This is a genomic window from uncultured Anaerococcus sp. (assembly GCF_963510915.1).
Taxonomy (GTDB): domain Bacteria; phylum Bacillota; class Clostridia; order Tissierellales; family Peptoniphilaceae; genus Anaerococcus.
In genome coordinates this window covers 1-21,771 of the sequence record NZ_CAUPHG010000008.1, presented here as the reverse complement: position 1 = coordinate 21,771, position 21,771 = coordinate 1, and the positions used below count along the sequence as shown (strand labels likewise).

19 protein-coding genes and 1 CRISPR repeat array are annotated in these 21,771 nt (G+C 35.8%); of the genes, 14 read left to right on the top strand and 5 right to left on the bottom strand.

The window, feature by feature from the left end; genetic code table 11:
* Positions 1-913 precede the first annotated feature (913 nt).
* The 3 genes from rlmH to RQ893_RS01540 form a co-directional block, all read right to left on the bottom strand.
* Positions 914-1,396, bottom strand: a complete 483-nt coding sequence (gene rlmH / locus RQ893_RS01550) for a 23S rRNA (pseudouridine(1915)-N(3))-methyltransferase RlmH (RefSeq protein WP_311481304.1) — start codon at positions 1,394-1,396, stop codon at positions 914-916.
* Positions 1,396-1,800 (bottom strand): ATP cone domain-containing protein, encoded by a 405-nt coding sequence (locus tag RQ893_RS01545; RefSeq protein WP_311481303.1) that lies wholly within the window; start codon positions 1,798-1,800, stop codon positions 1,396-1,398. The genes rlmH and RQ893_RS01545 overlap by 1 nt, the downstream gene beginning before the upstream one ends.
* Positions 1,801-1,872: 72 nt before the next feature.
* Entirely contained in the window at positions 1,873-3,114 is a 1,242-nt protein-coding gene (locus RQ893_RS01540; RefSeq protein WP_311481302.1) for a DNA polymerase IV, read from the bottom strand.
* 166 nt (positions 3,115-3,280) lie between these two features.
* On the opposite strand from RQ893_RS01540, the gene RQ893_RS01535 reads away from it, so the two are divergent.
* From RQ893_RS01535 to RQ893_RS01495, 9 genes are all read left to right on the top strand, one after another.
* Entirely contained in the window at positions 3,281-3,676 is a 396-nt protein-coding gene (locus RQ893_RS01535; RefSeq protein ID WP_311481301.1) for a helix-turn-helix transcriptional regulator, read from the top strand.
* Complete coding sequence (locus RQ893_RS01530) at positions 3,676-4,227, top strand: ImmA/IrrE family metallo-endopeptidase (RefSeq protein WP_311481300.1); 552 nt, start codon at positions 3,676-3,678, stop codon at positions 4,225-4,227. Before RQ893_RS01535 ends, RQ893_RS01530 begins: the two co-directional genes overlap by 1 nt.
* On the top strand, positions 4,227-4,769 hold the full coding sequence (locus tag RQ893_RS01525) for a class I SAM-dependent methyltransferase (protein ID WP_311481299.1): 543 nt from the start codon (positions 4,227-4,229) through the stop codon (positions 4,767-4,769). Before RQ893_RS01530 ends, RQ893_RS01525 begins: the two co-directional genes overlap by 1 nt.
* A 124-nt stretch (positions 4,770-4,893) precedes the next feature.
* Positions 4,894-6,057: a glycosyltransferase gene (locus RQ893_RS01520; protein WP_311481298.1), complete on the top strand. Its 1,164-nt coding sequence runs from the start codon at positions 4,894-4,896 to the stop codon at positions 6,055-6,057.
* Positions 6,026-7,039 (top strand): glycosyltransferase family 4 protein, encoded by a 1,014-nt coding sequence (locus RQ893_RS01515; protein WP_311481297.1) that lies wholly within the window; start codon positions 6,026-6,028, stop codon positions 7,037-7,039. Before RQ893_RS01520 ends, RQ893_RS01515 begins: the two co-directional genes overlap by 32 nt.
* A gap of 118 nt (positions 7,040-7,157) precedes the next feature.
* Positions 7,158-7,715 carry a hypothetical protein gene (locus RQ893_RS01510; protein WP_311481296.1) on the top strand — a complete coding sequence of 186 codons (558 nt, stop codon included), beginning with the start codon at positions 7,158-7,160 and terminating at the stop codon, positions 7,713-7,715.
* Positions 7,716-7,858: 143 nt separating this feature from the next.
* Positions 7,859-8,215: a DUF2089 domain-containing protein gene (locus RQ893_RS01505; RefSeq protein ID WP_311481295.1), complete on the top strand. Its 357-nt coding sequence runs from the start codon at positions 7,859-7,861 to the stop codon at positions 8,213-8,215.
* Positions 8,208-9,191, top strand: coding sequence for an SHOCT-like domain-containing protein (locus RQ893_RS01500; RefSeq protein ID WP_311481294.1), 984 nt, complete (start codon positions 8,208-8,210; stop codon positions 9,189-9,191). The genes RQ893_RS01505 and RQ893_RS01500 overlap by 8 nt, the downstream gene beginning before the upstream one ends.
* 152 nt (positions 9,192-9,343) lie before the next feature.
* Entirely contained in the window at positions 9,344-9,571 is a 228-nt protein-coding gene (locus RQ893_RS01495; protein WP_311481293.1) for a hypothetical protein, read from the top strand.
* 163 nt (positions 9,572-9,734) lie between these two features.
* Here RQ893_RS01495 and RQ893_RS01490 read toward each other — a convergent pair whose 3' ends face one another.
* On the bottom strand, positions 9,735-10,235 hold the full coding sequence (locus tag RQ893_RS01490) for a sigma-70 family RNA polymerase sigma factor (RefSeq protein WP_311481292.1): 501 nt from the start codon (positions 10,233-10,235) through the stop codon (positions 9,735-9,737).
* Between the two features lie 932 nt (positions 10,236-11,167).
* On the opposite strand from RQ893_RS01490, the gene RQ893_RS01485 reads away from it, so the two are divergent.
* From RQ893_RS01485 to thrB, 3 genes are read left to right on the top strand one after another with little or no spacing between them, the layout of a single operon-like run.
* Complete coding sequence (locus RQ893_RS01485; protein ID WP_311481291.1) at positions 11,168-12,475, top strand: aspartate kinase; 1,308 nt, start codon at positions 11,168-11,170, stop codon at positions 12,473-12,475.
* A gap of 26 nt (positions 12,476-12,501) precedes the next feature.
* The gene (locus RQ893_RS01480) at positions 12,502-13,683 is read left to right on the top strand and encodes a homoserine dehydrogenase (RefSeq protein WP_311481290.1); all 1,182 of its coding nucleotides are present in this window, start codon (positions 12,502-12,504) and stop codon (positions 13,681-13,683) included.
* Positions 13,680-15,974, top strand: coding sequence for a homoserine kinase (gene thrB / locus RQ893_RS01475; RefSeq protein WP_311481289.1), 2,295 nt, complete (start codon positions 13,680-13,682; stop codon positions 15,972-15,974). The genes RQ893_RS01480 and thrB overlap by 4 nt, the downstream gene beginning before the upstream one ends.
* Positions 15,975-16,097: 123 nt before the next feature.
* Here the strand turns inward: thrB and RQ893_RS01470 are convergent, their stop codons facing one another.
* Positions 16,098-16,583, bottom strand: a complete 486-nt coding sequence (locus RQ893_RS01470) for a hypothetical protein (protein WP_311481288.1) — start codon at positions 16,581-16,583, stop codon at positions 16,098-16,100.
* Positions 16,584-16,848: 265 nt separating this feature from the next.
* Positions 16,849-17,183: a CRISPR direct-repeat array (repeat unit 28 nt; unit sequence GTTCTACCCGCACAAGCGGGGATGATCC).
* A gap of 87 nt (positions 17,184-17,270) precedes the next feature.
* On the opposite strand from RQ893_RS01470, the gene cas3 reads away from it, so the two are divergent.
* Together cas3 and RQ893_RS01460 are read left to right on the top strand one after the other, a co-directional pair.
* The gene (cas3, locus tag RQ893_RS01465; protein ID WP_311481287.1) at positions 17,271-20,024 is read left to right on the top strand and encodes a CRISPR-associated helicase Cas3'; all 2,754 of its coding nucleotides are present in this window, start codon (positions 17,271-17,273) and stop codon (positions 20,022-20,024) included.
* Positions 20,017-21,705 (top strand): type I-E CRISPR-associated protein Cse1/CasA, encoded by a 1,689-nt coding sequence (locus RQ893_RS01460; RefSeq protein ID WP_311481286.1) that lies wholly within the window; start codon positions 20,017-20,019, stop codon positions 21,703-21,705. Before cas3 ends, RQ893_RS01460 begins: the two co-directional genes overlap by 8 nt.
* Positions 21,706-21,771: the final 66 nt, after the last annotated feature.

The window sequence follows — 21,771 nt, the reverse complement described above, 5'->3', positions numbered from 1 at the left end:
TAAACCCCAGCCAAACTCGGAAAATACGAGTAGGCTGGGGTTTTTGTATTTTTCGAACCATAGGGATGTCCTGGCCTTTAATTTGTGGGAGGGTAGAATCGTTTATAATTACAATGAAAGGCTCTCCATCTTACTTCGAGCGATAAAGATTTCATAGAGAGAAGTAAAGATGAGAAGCCTCTTGTAACGTTTTTAGAATTAATATGGTAGATGAGTTAAGATTTATTATCAAATGAGTTAATAATCTTATCCAAATATGTTATAATATAGCTATCTCCTAATAAAGGGGGTGAGACTTTTGGAGATAATAACATATCTTGTGGAAAATTTATTTTTTCCATTGCTAGTAGCTTTGATTGTTTTATATATTGAAAAATTTATAGACGACCATAGCTTTAGCAAATAATAAAAAGACGGTAGCTGGAACTACCGTCTTTTTTTGATCCTCTTGGAGATCAATAACATATCTAATTTTCTTGGACGAGACCAAGAGCTTTTTTTAGAGGTGGCTTCTCTTACTTAAATTATATCATTGTTTGGGTATTTATCAAGTGTTAATACTTATTCATCACTTTGACGATAATAAGCGAATGTTTTAGACATCTTTTTCAAAAGTTAAATTTAATTAGATACGAAGTGGCTTTGTTATTGGGCTATATTCTCATTAGAAACGGCGCTGTGGGATTTAGGGAACCCTGTGCTGTCCCGACAGAAAGCAAGCCTGCCCGGCTAGTGGAGGGATCTCTATGCGAAGCCCTAACCCCATTCCTGAAAGGAATGGATGGTAGGACTGGAGCGGAGCAAATGGTCGAGCGAAGCGAGATAGCGACTGACGAGGGGGCTTATCACTCTGGAGTAGGATAAAGGAAAGACATTTATATATCACTTGATAATAAAAATCTACAAATTTACCCTACTTATGGTATGGCTCCTTATTTATTATCCTGTAGGCCCTGTAGATTTGTTCCATTAAGATTACCCTCATTAGTTGATGGGGGTAGGTCATTTTGCCGAAGGATATTCTGTAATTTGACCTTGCTAAAACATTATCTCCCAGGCCATTTGATCCGCCTATGACAAAAACCATGTCCCTGCCGAAGCCATCTAGCATTTCATCTTGGATTAGTCCTGCAAATTTGATGGAGTCTAGGGCCTTGCCGTTTATTTCTAGGGTCACAACAAAGGAGTCGTCCTTGATTTTGGATAAAATTCTTTCGCCTTCTGCGAGCTTTACCTGGTCGACTTCCTTATCTGACAGGGTTTCTGGAGCTTTTTCGTCAGCAACTTCTATAATTTCCACCTTATTGTAGGCGGTCATTCTTTTTTGGTATTCGGCTAGGGCATCCTTGTAGAATTTTTCCTTAATTTTGCCGACAGTTACTAGCTTTATTAACATTAGTCTTGGTTTTTGGAATATGCTTGGTAGGCATCACGAATCTTTGAAAACCCATCATTTTCCAAAGCCTTTAGGACTATATCATTGACTTCTGTGGTTTTTGTAAGTTTTTTTGTGTCACCATAAAATAATTTCTTTGCCACATCTTTTAGGATAAGGTCAATATCAGAAGTATTTATTTGCATACCTGCCCTGTCGGCTGCGTTTTTGATTGACCTTGAAATTTTTTCTTCCTTGTATTTTTCAATGTTTCCACTTCTTTTGACTACATATTCATCCTTGCCAGAGACCATTTTCATTATCTCGTCTACCGGCAAAGATTTTGCAATTTTGTCAACGTCTAGACCTTCGATCTTGTTATTTTTTAAAAAATCTGTTATTAGCTTTAATATTTTTTCTGTCATTATCTTCTCCCAAATTCTAAGTATTTTATATCATTATTACTTATATTTATACCCCAAACTTGCTAAAATTTATCAGGAATTGTAGTGCCTATTGGGTAGGGTAATGATTTCGTTAAGTTCCTTGGGTAGTTTTATGTCCCTTTTGAGGGCGGCAAAGGATATGGAGTCCTTGCCGTATTTTTTTCTAATCTCGTAGATGGCCTTATCACAGGATTCTTCTTTGAAATACTTGTCACATTCGGTGAAGAGATCAAGTTGGCTGCCAAAGCCTAGGGGCCTTAGCTTAGTTGCTCTGATTCCAACAGCTCTTACAGGCAAATCCCAGTCGTATTTTTGGCAAAAAAGTTTGAAGCCGGCATCTGCTAGGGTTATGGAAGATTGGCTGGCGATTTTAAGGTCGGTTGCCAAGTGCCTAGAAAAAAGTTCAGAATCTCTTATAAAGACTTCGATCCCATTGGCTTCAAGTTTTGCCTCCCTAAGCCTTCTAGATACAGAAAAGCTCAGCTCTTGGAGGACATTTTTGACTTCGCCATTGTTTACAAGGTCTTTTCTGCAAGTAGAGGAATTGCCTATGGTCTTGATGATATCCTTGTGGTTAAGGTCCACAACTGGACGGGTATCCTCGCCATTGGCATAGGTCCAAAGGTAGACACCGTTGATTCCAAGGAGATTTTGGATAAGACTTACTGGAGCTTGGGCGAGATCTCCCAAGGTGTAGATACCTATGCGGTTAAGCTTAGCCTTAGTAGCCCTGCCAATCCCTACCATAGCCCCTACTTCCTGTGGCCAAACCTTATCTCTCCAATTATTTTCGTCAATGACAGTGATGGCATCAGGTTTTTTCATATCAGAACCGAGCTTGGCAAAGATCTTGCAAAAGGAAATCCCAATAGACACTGTAAGGCCTACTTCTTCCTTCATGCGCTTAGAAATTTCCTGGGCAATGTCCATTCCCGACCCAAAAAGCTTGGTAGAACCAGACACATCTAGGAAACACTCATCAAGACCAAAGGATTCGACTTGGTTGGTGTAGTCGTAGTAGATTTTCTTTGCCATTTTTGAATGTTTGAGGTACTGGTCATATTGGGGTGGAACTAGGATTAGGTCCCTGCAATGGGTCAAAGCCTCCCAGATTGGCATACCTGTCGCAACTCCCATTTCCTTGGCCTCTTGGCTTTTAGCTAGGATGATGCCATTTCTATTTTTTGGATTGCCTGCCACAGCCATAGCCTTGCCCCTAAGAGCGGGATTTAGCTTGGCTTCTATAGACGCATAGCAGGCGTTCATATCAGAATGTAGGATGATTCTTTTCATTTTTCCCTCCTTGTACTTTATATTTTGAAAAATACCTTGATTATTCTGGACTCTTAATGTATAATTAAGACAATAAGTGACTGTAAGATAATTATAGGACACTAAAAGTCCTTTGTCAAGACCGAAATCGAGAAAAATAAAAAATTTAAAGAAAATGAGGAGAATTATGAGTTTCGCAAGCAAATTAAAAAGTCTAAGAGAAGAAAAAAAATTAACCCAAGGCGAGTTAGCTGAGATGGTAAATGTTTCCCTAAAAACCATATCCCGCTATGAGTTGGGTCTATCCAAACCAAGATATAGGAGAACTTATGACCTTTTAGCAGATGCCTTATCTACCAGCCATGATTACCTAGTCACAGACGAAGAGGACTTTATCCTTACTACTCGCGAGAGGTACGGTATTAAAGCAGGCAAGGAAGCAGAAGAATTAGTTGATGGAGTTATAGGTCTTATGGCAGGGGGAGAAATCCCAGAAGAAGACAAGAGGGCAATCTTAGATGCTATTTCCGAAGCCTACTATATAGCCAGACAAGATAGTAAAAAATTTAGGAATAACAAATAATGGCTCACTCATATGATCAAATCTATGAGGACGTGCTTGACTTAATTAAAAAATACGGGAGTCGAGACCCGAGAGAAATTCTCGAAGAACGCGGGGTTCATCTTATTGCCTTCAAAGAAGATACAAAGCTATTGGGGATGTATAAGATAATATTTGAAAGTCGTTTTGTCTTTTATAACCCCCACGTTGATTATAGGATAAGGAACATGGTCTTTGCCCACGAGCTAGGCCATGACCTTTACCACCAGGAAAATGCTAAGAAAGCCCTAGTCGAGTACGAACTTTTTGATATCAAAAGTGAAATGGAGATAGAGGCTAATATATTTGCAGCTCATTTGCTTTTGGATGAGAAAAGGCTCATGGAAGATATAATAGAGGGCTATACCTACAATGAATTGGCAAGTATGCACGATGTAAATGTCAACCTTATGATTTTCAAACTAAATGAAATGCACAGGATGGGGATGCCTATTAGAAAAGAAGACCCAAGCCATGCTGATTTTTTTAAAGATATCAATGGCAAGGATTTAAAAAATTTGAGGTCCTACTAATGGCAAGAAGACTAACAGACCTAGTAAAGCTTGTGATAGATACAAAAAAAGACATTAGAGTCGCAGCTGACCTTACAGTAGGCAAGGGCAAGGATAGCAAGTATATATTAGAAAATACAAATGTAGAAAGGCTGTATGGCTTTGATATCCAAAAAGAAGCCGAAAATCAAGCCAAGGGCCTAGTGGGAGATGATCCAAGGTTTAAATTTTTCTTGGCTAGCCATGCTGATATAGACAAATATATAAAAGAAAATCTAGATTTTGCTATCTATAACCTAGGCTACCTACCAGGTGGAGATAAGGAAATTACAAGTAAGTATGAAAGTACTATAGAAAGTCTAGAGAAAACTTTAAAGCTCTTAAATAAAAACGGGATGGTTATCCTAACCATTTATCAAGGTCATCCAGCTGGCAAAAAAGAAAGTGAAGAGCTAGAAAAATACCTAGAGACTTTGGATCAGAAAAAATATGAAATTATAAAAATAGCCTACCCAACTAGGCCACATAACCCACCCTACATAGTGGTGGTAGAGAAGAACTAACAAAGAAAGCTTAGTAGTTAGTTCTTTTTATTTGCCTAAGTCTTAGCTAAGTAGGGGACTATTTAAGGTAATTTATTGTGAAAATCTTATCAAAAATGGTATTGTATATCTAAAGAGAGGATATATGAAGATTTTAATTACCAGTGACTGGTACTGGCCTGTGGTAAATGGGGTAGTACGTTCGGTCATGAATTTAATAGAATACTTAGAGAGTGAGGGCCACGAAGTTAGGGTCCTTACCCTTTCAAATACAATAAAATCATACAAGGATGGCAAGGTTTATTATGTTGGATCTCTTTCTGCGGAAAAGATTTATCCCCAAGCTAGGATTTCAAACCTCTTATCCAAGAGTCATTTAAAGGAAATTAAGGCTTGGGCACCAGATGTTATCCATTCCCAGTGTGAGTTTTCGACCTTTATGATGGCAAGAAGGATTGCAAGTGATTTAAAAATACCACTTGTCCATACCTACCATACAGTCTATGAAGACTACACTCATTATTTCATCCCTTCAAAACAAGCGGGTAAGAAGATAGTGTCTGTGGCAAGTAAGACCCTGGCAGGTTTTTGTGATAGGATAATCGTTCCAACAGCTAAGACCCAAAGGCTTTTATTTGATTATGGTATAGACCCTTACATGATTGATATAATCCCAACAGGCATCCATATACCAGACCTAGCTGACAAGACCCTATTAAGGAAGTCACTTGGGATAGGTGAAGACGCCAAGGTTTTACTTTACCTTGGTAGGCTTGGGGCTGAAAAAAATATCCAGGAAATTATGGCCTACTACGATAGGCTAAAAGACCCTGATATAAAACTTTACATAGTAGGTGGTGGGCCATATCTTGATACTTTGAAGGAAGATGCTAGTAAAATCAATAAGGAAGTTATATTTACTGGCATGGTCGAAGCAAATTCAGTAAATCGCTACTACCAGGCGGCGGATATTTTTGTAACAGCGTCCACATCAGAAACCCAAGGGCTTACTTACTATGAAGCTCTTGCCAACGGAACTATTGCCCTTTGCAGGGATGACTCTGTCCTTGATGGGGTAATAAAAAATGGTTTTAACGGCTTTAAGTACAGGTATTATGAAGAGTTTGAGAAATTTGTTCAAAGGGTATTTTCTGATGCGGAATATAGGGAGTTATTAGAAATCAACACCAGAGAATACGCTATGGAAAATTTTTCTGTGGATAAATTTGGGAGTAGTTGCCTAGATACTTATGAAAAGGCTATTAAGGAATATAAGCGTGAAAGTACTAATATATTCAAAAGATTATGATACTGTGAAGAAATCTGGAGTTGGTAAAGCTATTGACCATCAAATCGAGGCTTTAAAACTCGTAGGTTGTGATTTTACCTTGGATGAAAAAGACGATTTTGACTTGGTTCATATTAACACTATCCTGCCGGGTGCAGTTCATTTTGCAAGTAAGGCTAGGAAAATGGGCAAAAAAGTCGTCTACCACGGGCATTCAACTATGGAAGATTTTAAAAATTCCTTTATATTTTCCAACCAAATTGCTCCTTTATTCAAAAAATGGCTGGTTTATGCCTATAGGAAGGGTGATTTGGTTTTGACCCCTACAGAATATTCCAAAAATATTTTAGCAACTTATGGGCTAAACCGTCCCATAGAAGTTGTTTCAAACGGAATCGACCTTGATTTTTGGAAAAAAGGACCAAAAGACAGGGAGAATTTTTATAAAAAATATGGGTTGAATCCAGAAAAAAAGTCAATAATTTCTGTTGGCCTACCCATAAAGAGAAAGGGTATTGACGATTTTATAAGGCTCGCCGCAAGGATGCCAGAGTATGAATTTGTCTGGTTTGGTAAACTTGACAGGGCGCTTATGAGTCCTGAAATAAAAAAGGAAATGGAAGATAGACCGGATAATTTTCACGCACCTGGCTATGTAGATAGTGAGGATTTGAGGGAAGCCTATGCAGGAAGTAACCTCTACGCCTTTTTAACCCACGAAGAAACAGAAGGCATAGTTTTATTAGAGGCCTTGGCTACTAAGGCACAAATATTAATTCGTGATATAGAAATTTTTGAAGATGGTTTTGTCGATGGGGAAAATATCTATAAGGGAAGAAACCTTGACGATTTTGAAAGAAAAATCAAAGGGATTTTGGAAGGTCATTTAGCAAATCTTTCAGAAGTAGCCTACAAAAAGGCAAAAGAGAAGTCAATCGAAAAAACTGGAGCAAGGCTTATTGAGCTTTATGAAAGGACTATGAAAAATGAGATCAATATTTAAAATGTTGGGGTTTATTTTTTTATTTCTTATCCCACCACTATTTGTAAATTATTTTTTAATTAGCTTGGATGTATATGGGAACCAAGCTATGGTAATCTCACAATTTGCAGTAATTGCTATGAGTCTAGCTATAATCCTTATCTATCTAAAGAGCAAAAAACTATATGAAGCTAAAACTCTCATGTTAATCGATGAGGCAAAGTCTATAAGTGACCTTGAGGAGTTAAGGGATAAGAGGATATCCTATGATTCTAAGGCTAGCGTGACCAAGGCTATTTTAATCAAAAACTTTAAGGCAGAAGAAGCAGAAAAGCTAAAAAAATATACATCTAAGCTTAGTGATATGGACCACTATTACGCTAGCTATATAAAAAATGCAGATCCTAGTATTCGTGAAGAATATAAGCTCAGACGAGAAAATTTCAACAAGAAATACAAGGGCAAGAGATGGGTCTACTTGGACTTTAAGGAAAACCTAAGAACAAGTTGCAAGTGGTTAGTATGTTTTTTCTTGATTTTGCTAAGTGCAGGCTTAGTTCAAAAATACACCACAAGTAAAGACTTGTATGTAGGAGCCTATATTTTTCAGATGGTATTTGGCTTTGTTTTTATGATAAATACAATTATATGGTTATCAAGGACTCTTAGATCCTATTGGGAGAGGGACTATTTATAAGATCAGCTGAGCTGGTCTTTTTATTTGCTTATCTTAATAATAAAATTCATATATTAAATAATTTAAAATAAAAACTTAAAATATCGAATGTTTACTTTACAAAAATCAAAACCCTAGTATAATTTAGAAAAAGGGAGGTTCTTATGATAAACAAATGTCCAAATTGTGGTGATCAAATGGTTATCACTTCATATAGATGCAATTCTTGTTATACAGAAGTCCATGGCGAGTTTGAAATTGATGCTTTTTCGAGGCTAGATAAGGAAGATAAGGATTTTATTGAATTATTCCTTCAAAAAAGAGGTTCAATCAAGGATGTAGGCGAAGAGATTGGCATTTCCTATCCTACAGTTAGGAATAGGATTGATAAAATCGTAAGCAAACTTGGTGGCAAGGTTGATAAAAAATCCCACAGGCTAGATATATTAAATATGCTAGATAATGGCGAAATTACCACAGAAAAAGCCAAGCAATTACTAGAGGAGATAAAAAATGAGTGAAGAAAAACAACTAATCTTAAATATGCTAAAGGAAGGCAAGATTACAGTAGAAGAAGCAAGTGACCTTTTAGCAGCGATTGGGGATAAAAAATCAGTGGAAAATGATTTTGCAGGTAAAATCACATCTACAGTTGATTCTATAATTAAAAAGGCAACAGAGGCCATATCTGCAATTGACCTTGACCAAGCCTTTGACATCAATAATTTTAACCTAAAGGGCGAAATAAATACCCACAAGGATATTAGGGTGGATGATGAAATAGACGAGATAAATATTGACCTAATCAATGGTGAAATTTTTGTAGAAAAGGCGACAGATAAGGGAATTGTAATTTCAGCTGACATCTTTGCTAAAAAAGGCAATCTTGAAGACTATATAGACGTTGAAATTAGGGACGGAATCCTAGATATAGAAGAAAATGATGCTTATAAAGACCTGGGCGCAAGCGTGAAACTAAGGGTTCAAGTTGGTAATGATTTCTACGATAAGCTAAATATCAATACAGTAAATGCTAGGGTAGAAATTTCAGATGTTGACTTTGGAAATCTAAACATTGACTCTGTTAATGGCAAGATTATGATTATTAATAGTAAGGCAGCCATAGATATAAATAATGTAAATGGCAAAATCGACATCAAAAATATAGAAGGATCTCTAAATATAGACAATGTCTCAGGTGCAATCTACCTAGCCGGCATCAAAGGTGATATGGTGGAAGTAGATAATATTTCTGGAAATATCAGGGTAGATGGACTAGAAAGTGAGAAAATCAACGCAGATTCAAGGTCTGGATCTATTAGGATTTACAATATAAAAGACACAAAAGAAATTGACCTAGAAACTGTAAGTGGCATGGTTGTGGTAGATACAAGTGACTATGATGGCGAAATCAAAGCCTTTGTTGATAGTGCTGCAGTAAATGTCACAGAGAAATACCAAAATAAAATAAAGACTGATGAAGGATACGACCTATAAACCTCAACAGACGAGGCAGACTTAACCATAAAGGCTAAAACAGCTAGTGGAAAGGTATCTTTAAGATAGAAAAACAAAGGTGGGCAGGGGCCCATCTTTTTTTGACACTAAAAATGTGATATAATAAAGAAAAGAAGTGAAAGGAATCTTTTATGAACGACCAAGAAAGACAAAAGCAAAAATCCTTTAAAAAAAGAGTAATATTTTATATCTTACAAATAACCCTAGCTAGCTTATTTATATACCAATCTCTAGAAAGAAACGTGGGTGGTCTAGTGAAAAAATTTAACCCCCTATTGTTCGGCATAGGAGTCCTAATGATAATAATGGACGCTGTATTTATATATATGGAGTGGAAAACTCACCAAAGAACATCTTAACTAGGTGTTTTTTTGTGGTCAAAACTAAGTACTAACATTTTAGACCAGCCAATAATTTAATTTCTTAAAAATTGTGTAGCCCTAAATCACCCTCCCAATGGGGAGGAAGAAGTTAGGGCTTATGTCTAAGAGAGAAATAAAAGCTATATAGGCTAAGGAAAAATTAGAACATTTTTCTAAGGCTTTTTATTGCCATTGAATGCCTATTTCTTACGGTTTTGGCTGATATGCCGATTATTTCTCCGATTTTTTTATCAGACAACTTTTCCCAATATTTTAATTTGATAAGAACTATGTCTTTTTTATCAAGGGTTTTTATCTTTTCATAAAGATCCCTGTAGGTTTCTTTGGTGAAAAAATCATCCTCAATATCCTCGCTACTTGTGAGATTTTCCTTTAGACTTGCTCCATTTCCACTATCATCATCAAGAGATTTGGACCTAGGTTTTTTAGACTTGTCCCAAAAATAGTAATTAAGCCTGTGCTTGAGGTAATTTCCAAAACTACCCTGGTTTTCATCGTAGGCAAGGATAGCCTCAATTAAAACCATCTTCGCCTCATCTATAGCTTCTTCCCTTTCAAAGGCGTCAAACCTTCCCACAGTTTTATATATAAGTGGCATATAATCTGCCATAATCCTTGCTGACTTGTTTATATTAATCATAATTCAATCCTCATTTCTATAAAGTTAATCTCGAGACTAGGTTAATGATAATATAAATTCAGGGAAAAGTTTAATTAGCTAAAGCGAAGCAAAAAAAGAGAAAATAGGATAGAATTTTGCAAAAATTGAAAATAATCTAATAAAAAAATTTAGCTTGATAAAGAGATTTTTGTAAAAAAAGGCTGACAATAAAATTTTAATCCATAAGGATATCCAAAAAATTCAATAAAAAAGTCCCCAGGGATGCCTATTAAGTAGGCATTCTAGAGGGCTTATGGTTTTTATATTTTTGGTGCAAGGAATAGTTTAGATTTTGCTCTTATAAAATATATAGAAGGCAGAAAAAAATCAACTAGATATTTTATTCTTTTGTATAGATTTAAGATGTCTAATTCTTGCAGGTTTATTATAGGTACTGGTGTAACCAATCAGGCATGTTAGGATCATCAAGCTCCCATGAATCTACAAGCTCTTCACTTTCTTCCCAGTTGTTTTCATCTCCGTCAAAAAATTTGCGGCGGTTGCATTTATATTTTTTAACTTCATTTCCTTCTAAGCGTTATTCGTTCCAATAATAATTTTGTTTTCCGTAACCTTTCCATTCATTTGTTATATAAATATTCATAGAGTATCCTTTCTTTGATTATGGCCAGTAAAACATGGGTAATAAGTTCATCTTATATTTATTGGTTTTATTATACCATAATTATCAGTAGTAAATACTTCCTAGATTAAGATGGGAGATTTCTTATAGGTTAAAAGTTGTTTTTCTATAAATAAGAGAGTTACGTTTTCAACTCTTTACCATAGTTATCTAATAATTGACAACTAGGATAAAAAATGTATAGTTTTTTAAATCGCTTTAATATACTAGAGATATAAAATCGAGTGATTATTATATAATAAATTTATTTATACATAAGGGGAGAGAGATGAAGGTTGCTAAATTCGGAGGAAGTTCACTAGCTGATGCTGGCCAGCTAAAAAAAGTTAAGGACATAATATTAGAGGATTATGATCGTAAATATATAGTAGTTTCTGCACCTGGTAAGGGTCTTAATAACAATCACAAGGTGACTGATTTGCTTGCCATGTGCCACCAGCTAAGTGATCACGAATTAAATTTTAATGAAGTTTATAGAATTATAGAAGATGTTTACAAAAATATTGTTAATGACCTTGGTTTAGAGATTGATATTGACACAATTCTTGCAGAGGTGAAAGAAGAAATTACTTCTGGGGCGACTTATGATTTTGTCATTAGCCGTGGAGAATTTATCAGCGCCCAAGTCCTTGCTTCTTATATTGGCTACGATTTTGTTGATGCCAAGGATTTAATAACTTTTACTAATGGAGTTTTAGACCTTGAAAAATCTCAAGAAAATATAAAAAAGATTCTTTCAAACCACGATAGGGCTGTTATTCCTGGTTTTTATGGCGAAGAAGATGGCAATGTTGTGACTTTTTCTCGTGGTGGATCTGATGTGACAGGCTCTGTAATTGCAGCAGCTCTTGATTGCCAGATGTATGAAAATTTTACTGACGTATCAGGATTTTTGGTTACAGATCCTAGGATTGTCAAAAATCCTTGTCCAATTAGCACAATTACCTACAAAGAACTTAGGGAGCTTTCCTATATGGGAGCCAATGTCCTTCATGAAGAGGCGATTTTCCCTCTTAGGGATAAAAATATTCCGATTAATATCAAGAATACCAACGCCCCTGACTTGCCAGGCACCCTAATTTTATCAACTTGTGATATAAAAAATAAAAATATTTTAACAGGGATTACCGGCAAAAAAGATTTTACTTCTATTACCCTTGAAAAGGTAAATATGAACAGCGAGAAGGACTTTTTTAGAAAACTCACCACAGTTTTTGAATCAAATGATATTTCAATCGAGCATATGCCTTCTAGCATTGATTCGGTTTCTGTCCTTGTTGCAGACTCCTTTATCACTCCTAAACTTAATAAGGTACTTGAAGAATTAAAAATCTACCTAAATGTGGATAGCATTTCTTGGGAGAGGGATATTTCTCTGATAGCTGTTGTTGGTCGTGGCATGATCAATGAAAAGGGCGTTTCATCTAGAGTTTTTACAGCTCTTGCCAAAGAAGGGGTTAATATCAAGATGATTAGCCAGGGTTCTAGTGAGATTAATATTATTATTGGTGTAGAGACCCAGGATTTTGAAAAGGCAATTCACTCTATTTATAGAGAATTTTATAAAGAGGACTAAATTTACAAAGGCTTTGGAGGTTTGATTTGAAAATTGCTATAATGGGTTTTGGCACTGTAGGAACAGGTGTTGAAGAAATTTTATATAAAAAGAAAGAGCGCTTAAAAAAGCAAAAGCTAGATATAGAAATTGAAAAAGTTTTAATCAAAAATATAAAAAAGAAAAGAAATCCCTTTGAAAAAGACTTGGTTTTCACAGACGATTTTGATGAGATTTTATCTGCGGATGTTGATACAGTTATTGATGTGACAACAAGTCTAGAAGAAAGCTACCAGAGAATGGTCGCCTTAATTAAGGCTGGGAAAAATATTATAACAGCAAATAAGGCTGTGGTTTCAAAATATTTTGAAGAATTAAATGACCTTGCAAGGGCAAATGAGGTCTACTTTTCCTACGAAGCTGCGGTTGGGGGTGCCATACCCCTAATTCATCCCCTAATGGAAGAGGCCCTTTTTAATGATATGGACAAGATTTTTGGAATATTGAATGGAACTTCTAATTATATCCTATCGAAGATGGAAAGGGAGGGTGCGTCTTATGAAGATGTCTTGAAAAAGGCCCAAGACTTGGGTTTTGCGGAGTTAGACCCTACAGCAGATGTGGGTGGTTTTGACTCTATGAGAAAGATTAGGATTCTTTCTTCTCTAATCTACAATGCAAAGATTAATGAAGAAGAAATACCTACTTTTGGAATTGAAAATATCAAAAAAACTGACTTTGATTTTGCAAAGGATATGGGCTATTCAATTAGGATGCTTGCAAAATCTGAATTAAAAGATGGAAAGATAAATATTTCTGTAATCCCAAGCTTTGTAAATGACGAGTTTTTTGCCAAAACCTTTAACGAAACCAATGCCGTTAAGGTTTGGGGAGAAAATTTTGTTTCTTATGAATTAAAAGGACCAGGAGCAGGTAGGCTTGAAACAGCAGAAGCTGTTGTCCGTGACCTTTTGAGGGTTACAGCTAGGCGAGAAATTCCTGCTTTCTATGACGGAGAAAATCATTATGAAGTCGAAAATATTCTTGAAAAGAAATTTTACATTAGGTGTGAGAAAGTAAGTCCAGCTTTAAAAGATTTGATAAAATTTGAAAAAGTATGTGATAAGGACCACTTCATTTTGACAAAAAAAGTTAGTTTAAGTTCCTTAAAGCCTATACTTGTTGACCTGGGAGAGATTTTCCTAGCAGAAATGGAGGAGGAGATATGAAATTTTTATCGACAAGAGATGCCGATTTAAGAATATCAGGAAGAGAAGCCATTGTTAAGGGAATTTCCGATGATGGGGGACTTTTTGTGCCAGAATATTTTCCGAAATTTGATATTGGGGGAAATTTGAATCTTTCTTATACTGCTATGGCTCAGAAAATCCTTTCTCTTTATCTTACAGATTTTGACAAAGACGACCTTTTGAAATTGATAGAAAAGTCTTATTCGAGCTTTGAAGACGAAATTGTAAAAGTTTCCTACCAAAAAGACTATTACTTAGAGCTCTACCACGGTAGAACTTCTGCCTTTAAGGACTTTGCCCTATGTCTTTTGCCAAATCTTTTATCCTATGCAAAAAAATCCCTAGGCATAAAAGATAAGACCTTGATTTTAACTGCAACCTCCGGGGACACTGGCAAGGCTGCTTTGGAAGGTTTTTATAATACAGAAGATATTGACATCCTTGTCTTATACCCAACAGAAGGCGTAAGCGATATCCAAAAACTCCAGATGGATTCTACAGCATCTTTAAATTCAAAAGTTATAGCCATAGACGGGAATTTTGATGATGCTCAAAGGGCAGTCAAACAAATTTTTAATGATGAAAAAATAAAAGCAGAGCTAAAAAAGAAAAATACCTACCTTTCATCAGCAAATTCCATAAATATCGGTAGGCTTCTTCCACAAATTGTTTATTATTTCTACTCCTATGCAGACCTTGTAAATAATAAAAAAATTTCATTGGGGGATGAGCTTTCATTTTGTGTTCCAACAGGCAATTTTGGTGACATCCTAGCTGGGTTTTATGCCAAACAAATGGGTCTTCCTGTTGGAAAATTAATAATAGCCTCAAATGATAACAATGTTTTGACAGATTTCTTTACAACAGGCACCTATGATGCCAACAGGGAATTGGTTAAAACAATTTCGCCATCTATGGATATTTTGGTTTCATCAAACCTTGAAAGGTTGATTTACCACAAGTCTTCGGACAAAGTTGTTAGAGAAAAAATGAAAGATTTGAAAGAAAAGGGAATTTTTGAATTTGATGGAGATTTTTCTGAATTTTCATCTGGTTTTGCAAATAAGGAAGAAACTGAAAAAGCTATCAAAAAAGTCTATGAAAATGAGAAATATTTGATAGATCCCCATACAAGTGTGGCAAAGGTTGTAGTAGATAAATTAGGCCTTGAAAAAACCATGATTTTATCAACAGCAAGTCCCTACAAATTTGCATCCTCAGTTCTAAAATCCCTTGGGGAAAATCCTAAAGACGACGAATTTGAAAATATAAAGACCCTTTATGAGAAAACTCAGGTGAAAATCCCAAGTGAGATTAGGAAATTAAAGGGTAAAAAAATCACCCATAAGACAAAAATCAAAAAAGACCAAATTGTAGGAGAAGTTCTTAAATTTGCTGGTCGTGGAAGAAGAATATCAGTACCAGCTACATCAGCCAACCTGGGACCAGGCTTTGATGCCTTGGGACTTGCAGTAAGTCTTTATAATACTTGTGAATTTAGATTGACGAATGACAAAGCAAAATTTGAGGAAAATTTAAAAGAAAACCTCATCTACCAAGCCTACAAATATGCCTTAGACTTTTATAAGAAAGAAGTCCAACCTATAAACTTTGACCTAGATACTGATATTCCAGTATCAAGGGGCCTTGGATCATCTGCAGCCTGCATAGTTATGGGAATCTTGGCGGCCTTTGATATAATGGGAAGAGATTTTGATAAAAAAGAAATCCTAAAAATCGCAACATCCCTTGAAGGCCATCCTGACAATGTAGCTCCAGCCATCTTTGGTGGGGCAGGAGTGTCTATATTAGAAGATGATCAAGTTTATCTAGAAAAAATTGCAATTTCAGACAAGTTTAAGTTCTTGGTCCTAATACCAGACTTTAAACTCTCAACCAAAAAAGCTAGAGAAGTCCTTCCAGAAGCTTACCCAAAGGCTGATGCAGTTTTCAATATAGGAAGGGTTGCCATCTTGGTTTTGGCATTGGAATCGGGAAGTGTTGATAATTTGAAAATCGCCCTCCAAGATAAAATCCACCAACCATATAGGTTTGGTCTAATACCAGAAATAAAAAAAATTGAGGAAATAATAAGAAAATCTCATGCCCTAGGCTCTTATCTAAGCGGGGCAGGGTCTACAATAATGCTAGTCTTAAAAGCAGACGATGATATTTCAGAAAAAGAAATAAGGGAAAAATTAGGAAAACTATCAAAGACTTATGACCTAAAAGCATTAGAAATAGACAAGAAGGGAGCTTTCGTAATCTAAAAAATAAGAGAAAAAAACCACATACCAATGAAGATTTGGCTAATAAATTATTTAAAAGGATTATAGAAAGACCATATTAGTGCAAAGGAAAAGACGGGGAAAAATCCTCGTCTTTTTTTGCTTTTATCTTGGGTCATTTAATTTTAGATTTTCTTCAAAACCAGAAGGATCTCCAGCCTTGGCCTTTTCTAGACCTTCTTTGAAAGCTTTTCTAGTGGCATCATCGCACTTATCAGGGCCCATATAAGCCATACCAGGAGCTTTTTCAAGTTCCTTTATAGCCTTCTCAGCCTTGTCTGGATTGGTCTTATAATTATTTAACCATTCCTCCTGCCAAGCAGCCTCCCAATATTGGGACGCCCTAGTATTGCCATAGCCAGCCTCAAAAGACGCATCCTTATCATCATCTAGATTACTAGGTACCTCATATCCCTCAGGCCAATCAAGTTTGTTAGCAGAATCAACAAAATCCTTCTCAGTTTCCTCGAAACTAATTAAAGAATCAGACCCAACCTCAACATCAGCTTTAGCCTTGCCACAAGCACTCATTCCTAATGCAAGCCCAAAAACAAGAGCCGCCTTAACAAAAACATTAAAACTTTTTTTCATAATATTCTCCTTTGTAAGATTTTTTAAGTTAACTTAATTACAAATAAATTATAGCAAGTGAAAAAAGAGGATACAATTACAATATTTGTAAGAAATAGAAGATACATATAAGAAGAAAATCATTTTATAAAAATCCTAGTTTAATATATAATGTAAATAAGAACTAGGCATGAGCTTAAATTGAGATAAAAAAACAGAAAAAATAAAAGTGAATGAAAATTAACTTTTTTAATTTTAAAACATGATGAAATAGGGGATTTTTACTGTTCTACCCGCACAAGCGGGGATGATCCTTGATTTTCTGATATGGAATATATATCTACTTCGTTCTACCCGCACAAGCGGGGATGATCCTTAGAAACTTTAAGATGGGATTTCTTTACAGTGGTTCTACCCGCACAAGCGGGGATGATCCCTTTATGTTCGGTATATTATCAAGATAAGAAGGGTTCTACCCGCACAAGCGGGGCTGATCCTGTTACTAGCTTTGCAGCATCCCTTGTAAGTTCGTTCTACCCGCACAAGCGGGGATGATCCTTGAAATTCATAACCTAAATTGTGAACATATATGTATTACCCGCCCAAGCGGGGTTATTTACTATTCGGGGACAAAATTTTTCAAGAATCACAAAAACGTTTGCACAACATTCTTTATTTTTATATAATTGTATTAAGAAGGAGTATTTTATGGAGAAATTTTTGTGGGCTAAGAAAAATAGGGTGTCTAACCAGCCTATGTGGTTGCCTTTGATGGTACATTTGGATGACACAAGCAAAATTTGTGGACTCTTGTATGACCGTTGGCTATCTCAAGGGGTTAAGGACTTGTTGATGAATTCTGTGGTATCTGATGCGGAGGATAAGGATGAGCTTCTTTTAAATTTGTGCAGGTTTTTGGGTTGGGCTCATGATATTGGCAAGGCTACATCAATTTTTCAGGTTAAAAAATCCTTTAATGGAGATATTGAGCTTGATAATTTAATCATTGAAAAGCTAACAAACGCAGGCTTTAAGGACCTTGACAAATATGCCCTGGCCAAGAGGGAAAATATTCGCCATAATATTAGCGGTCAATATTTATTAAGTAAATTTGGAGTGAATTTTTGCCTAGCTAATATAATTGGTGCCCACCATGGTAGGCCTATTTCTGAAAATGAGTCTAAAGTTTGTAATTCCTTTACTTCTAGCCTTTATCAAGAGGATAAGATAAGCTCTGAAATGGCTGTTTTTTGGCAAGACTTACAAAAGAATATTTTTGATAAGGCGCTTTTAGAGTGCGGTTTTTCTGACCCTAAAGACTTGCCTTTGATTTCCCAGCCTGGCCAAGTCATTTTGTCTGGGCTTTTGGTTATGGCGGATTGGATATCTAGCAATGAAAATTACTTCCCATTGATTCCTTTAGATCAATATGAGGCGGATTCTGATAGGGTGGAAGTTGGCTTTACAAAGTGGCTTGATCAAAGAGCTGATGTTTGGACTCCTCATCCTTATTTTGATGAAATTTATCATGGAAGATTTCCTTTTATAGAAAAACCAAAAGATGCTCAGGAAAAGATTTCGGAAGCTATTTCTAATACTGATGAACCTGGCATATTTGTTATAGAAGCACCAATGGGCATGGGCAAGACTGAAACTGCTCTAATTGCTGTTGAAGATTTAGCTCAAAAAACTAACCGTACTGGCATGTTTTTTGGCCTACCTACCCAGGCTACTTCAAATGGGATTTTCACTCGTGTGAGGGAGTGGCTTGACCATATAGAAGGGGAAAAATCTCTAAGGCTAATCCACGGCAAAGCCCAACTAAATGATGAATTTTCAAAACTTCCAAAGAGTAGGAATATCCACGGCGGAGATGAAGTCGGGGTTAATGAATGGTTTGCGGGCAGGAAGGTAGCAATACTTGATGATTTCACAGTTGGAACTGTAGATCAAATCCTTCTTGCTGCCCTCAAACAAAAACACCTCATGCTAAGGCATTTGGGCTTGTCTAATAAGGTTGTAGTCATAGATGAAGTCCACGCCTACGATGCCTATATGTCTGTATTTTTGTACAGGGCTTTGAGATGGTTGGGAGCCTACAAGGTTCCTGTTGTAATCCTTTCAGCAACCCTTCCTATTTCAAAAAGAAACGCACTTTTAGAAGAATATATGATTGGGGCGGGTCTCGGTTATTCAAGGCTCCCAAAACCAGAAGGATTTGAAACAAATGAAGCCTACCCGCTTCTAACCTACAATGATGGGGCAACTATAAAACAATTTGCTGATTTTAATAAAGACTCTGGCAGAGATTACAAAATAATAAAAAAATCTAAAGATGAGAGCGAAGACCTACTTGGTTTAATTAAAGAAAATACGCCTCAAGGTGGGGTTGTGGGTGTGATGGTAAACACAGTCAGAAAGGCCCAAGACTTTGCCAGACAATGTATCGAATCTTTTGGCGAAGACAGGGTTGAGCTTTTGCACTCGTCTTTTATAGCAACCGACAGGTACAAAAAAGAAAAAAACTTGATAGATACAATTGGCAAAAATGGCAAAAGGCCTGATTTTAAAATCGTCATAGGTACCCAGGTCATCGAGCAATCCTTGGATATTGATTTTGATATCCTAATTACAGACCTTGCCCCAATGGATTTGATTCTTCAAAGAATGGGCAGGCTCCATAGGCATGAGGAAACTAAAAGACCTGAAAATCTCAAAAATCCAAAAGTTTATGTCTTAAACTGTGGTGGATACGATTTTGATAAGGGTAGTTCTTTTGTATATTCTCCTTATATTTTATTTAGGACTGAATATTATTTGCCAGAAAAAATAAACTTGCCAAATGACATTTCCCACCTTGTTCAACTTGTTTATGGGGGTGAGGATTTGGATTTGGATGGGGACATACAAAAGTCATACGAAAAATATAGGGATAAACGTGATGAACAAATAAAAGACAAAGAATTCAAAGCTAATGTTTATAGGCTAGATAAACCTTTGAAAAAAGTAGCCGAAGGGAAAAATTTATCTAATTGGCTTAAATACTCAAATAAAATGGCAGAATCATCTGACGTTAAGGCCAATGCCCAAGTTAGGGATAGCGCAGACACCATAGAAGTAATTGCCCTAAAGGCCTGCCAAGGTGGTTATGGTTTTTTTGATAAACCAGGGCTCTTAGATCCATCTGACAATGACATAGCTATGGAAATAGCAAAAAGGACCATAAAATTACCAAATGCTGTTTATTATGATAAAGATAATGGGTATATAATTGACAAGGTGATAGAAGATTTGGAAAAGTATTATCTGGAAAATTTATCAGCTTGGGACAATCAAGCTTGGCTTAAAAATTCTTTGGCAATTATATTTGATTCAAACAATGAATTTAGGCTAGGGGATAAGGTTTTACTTTATGATGAAAAGTATGGCTTAATCGTAAAAAAGGAGGAAAAAGATGAGTGAATTTAACCTAATTGACAAACCCTGGATATCAGTCGTAACTGACTATAAGGGAACAACGAAGCTCGTTGGCTTGAGGGAATTTTTTCAAAATGCAGAAACCTATATAGATTTTGCAGGAGATATGCCAACCCAAGATTTCGCTGTGATGCGTTTTCTACTTGCCATCCTTCACACGGTTTTCTCAAGATATGATGCAGACGGAAAGCCTTATGAAATGGTAAAAGTAAATGACAAGATGCAACAAGTTGAAAATGTTGATGAAGAGGATGAGGAAGACTACGAAGATGCCCTCATGGAAATCTGGGAAAATCTATGGAAGAAAGGGAAATTTCCTGAAATAGTAATAGACTACCTGGAATGTTGGCATGATAGGTTTTATCTTTTTGATGATGAATATCCTTTTTACCAGGTGACTAAAGAGGAAATTTCTGAATCTAAAATTAGCAAGTCAAATCCAAGTGAAATTTTAGGAAAAAATATAAATAGACTTGTGTCAGAGAGTGGAAATAAAATTGCACTCTTTTCGCCAAAAGATAGCTTTAAAAACAATAAAGAAATCCTAGCTTATGATGAAGTAGCTAGGTGGCTAATAACCTTTCAATCATACACAGGTTTGTCTGATAAGGTGATTTTTGGCAAAGAAAAGTACAAGGCATCAAAGGGATGGCTATTTGACTTGGGCGGAGTTTTCCTATCGTCTGCTAATTTATATAAAACTTTAATTTTAAATTTAGTTTTAGTCAATGATTCAAACACTAACTATAATATAAATATTCAAAAACCTGTTTGGGAATATAGGCCTAGCGAAGTTGTCAAAAAGTACATGGATAATAATAAAATTGACAACATAGCCGAACTCTATACTGCTTATTCTAGAGCCATATATATAAGTGATTTTAATCCTGAAAAGCCTTTTAAAATGGGAATTATAAAGCTTCCAGAAGTCTTGCATGAAAATAACTTTTTAGAGCCAATGACAGTTTGGAGATACAACAATAGTGGACCTAATAAGGAAAAGTTTACTCCAAGAAAACATCAATTAAATAAGTCCTTGTGGAGATCATTTGGTTTAATTACAGAAACAGAAGACGCCAATGAAGGAAATTCTAATATAGCAAAGAGAAAACCTGGTATAATTGATTGGTTGAATTCTCTTGATAAATATATTGGAAATGACCTTGTAAAAATAAATTCCATAAGTATGGAAGACGATGGCAATGCAACTTCTTGGGTTCCTGTTAATGAAATCGTAGATAGCTTATATATCGAGGGCGAGATATTAAATGACCTAGATAAAGAAGGATGGGTTGGCAGGATAAATCAAGTTGTTGATAAGACAAAAGATGTTGTAGATAAAATTTTTAGGTCTTTTGTTAACGATATTAAAAAAATTAGAAATATTGAATCAAGCGATTACGCTTCTAAATATACAGAAGCCTTATACTTTGAACTTGATAAGCCTTTCAGAGATTGGTTAGCAAGCGTTGGTTATGAGGATAGTATGGATAAAAAAACAGATGTATGGTACAAGGAATTAAAGAAAATAACCATTAGCCAGGCAGAAAAAATTCTGGATGACGCTGGTCCAAGAGATTTTACAGGAGTTGTAGAAAATGACTCTGTAAGAAATATAGCAACTGCCTTTAACTTTTTTATGGCAAGGATAAACAAAGAATTATAAAGGAGGTATAGATGGAAGATTCTAAATTAAATGTTTATAAGGAAACGGCAAGGATTTTAAGAAGCC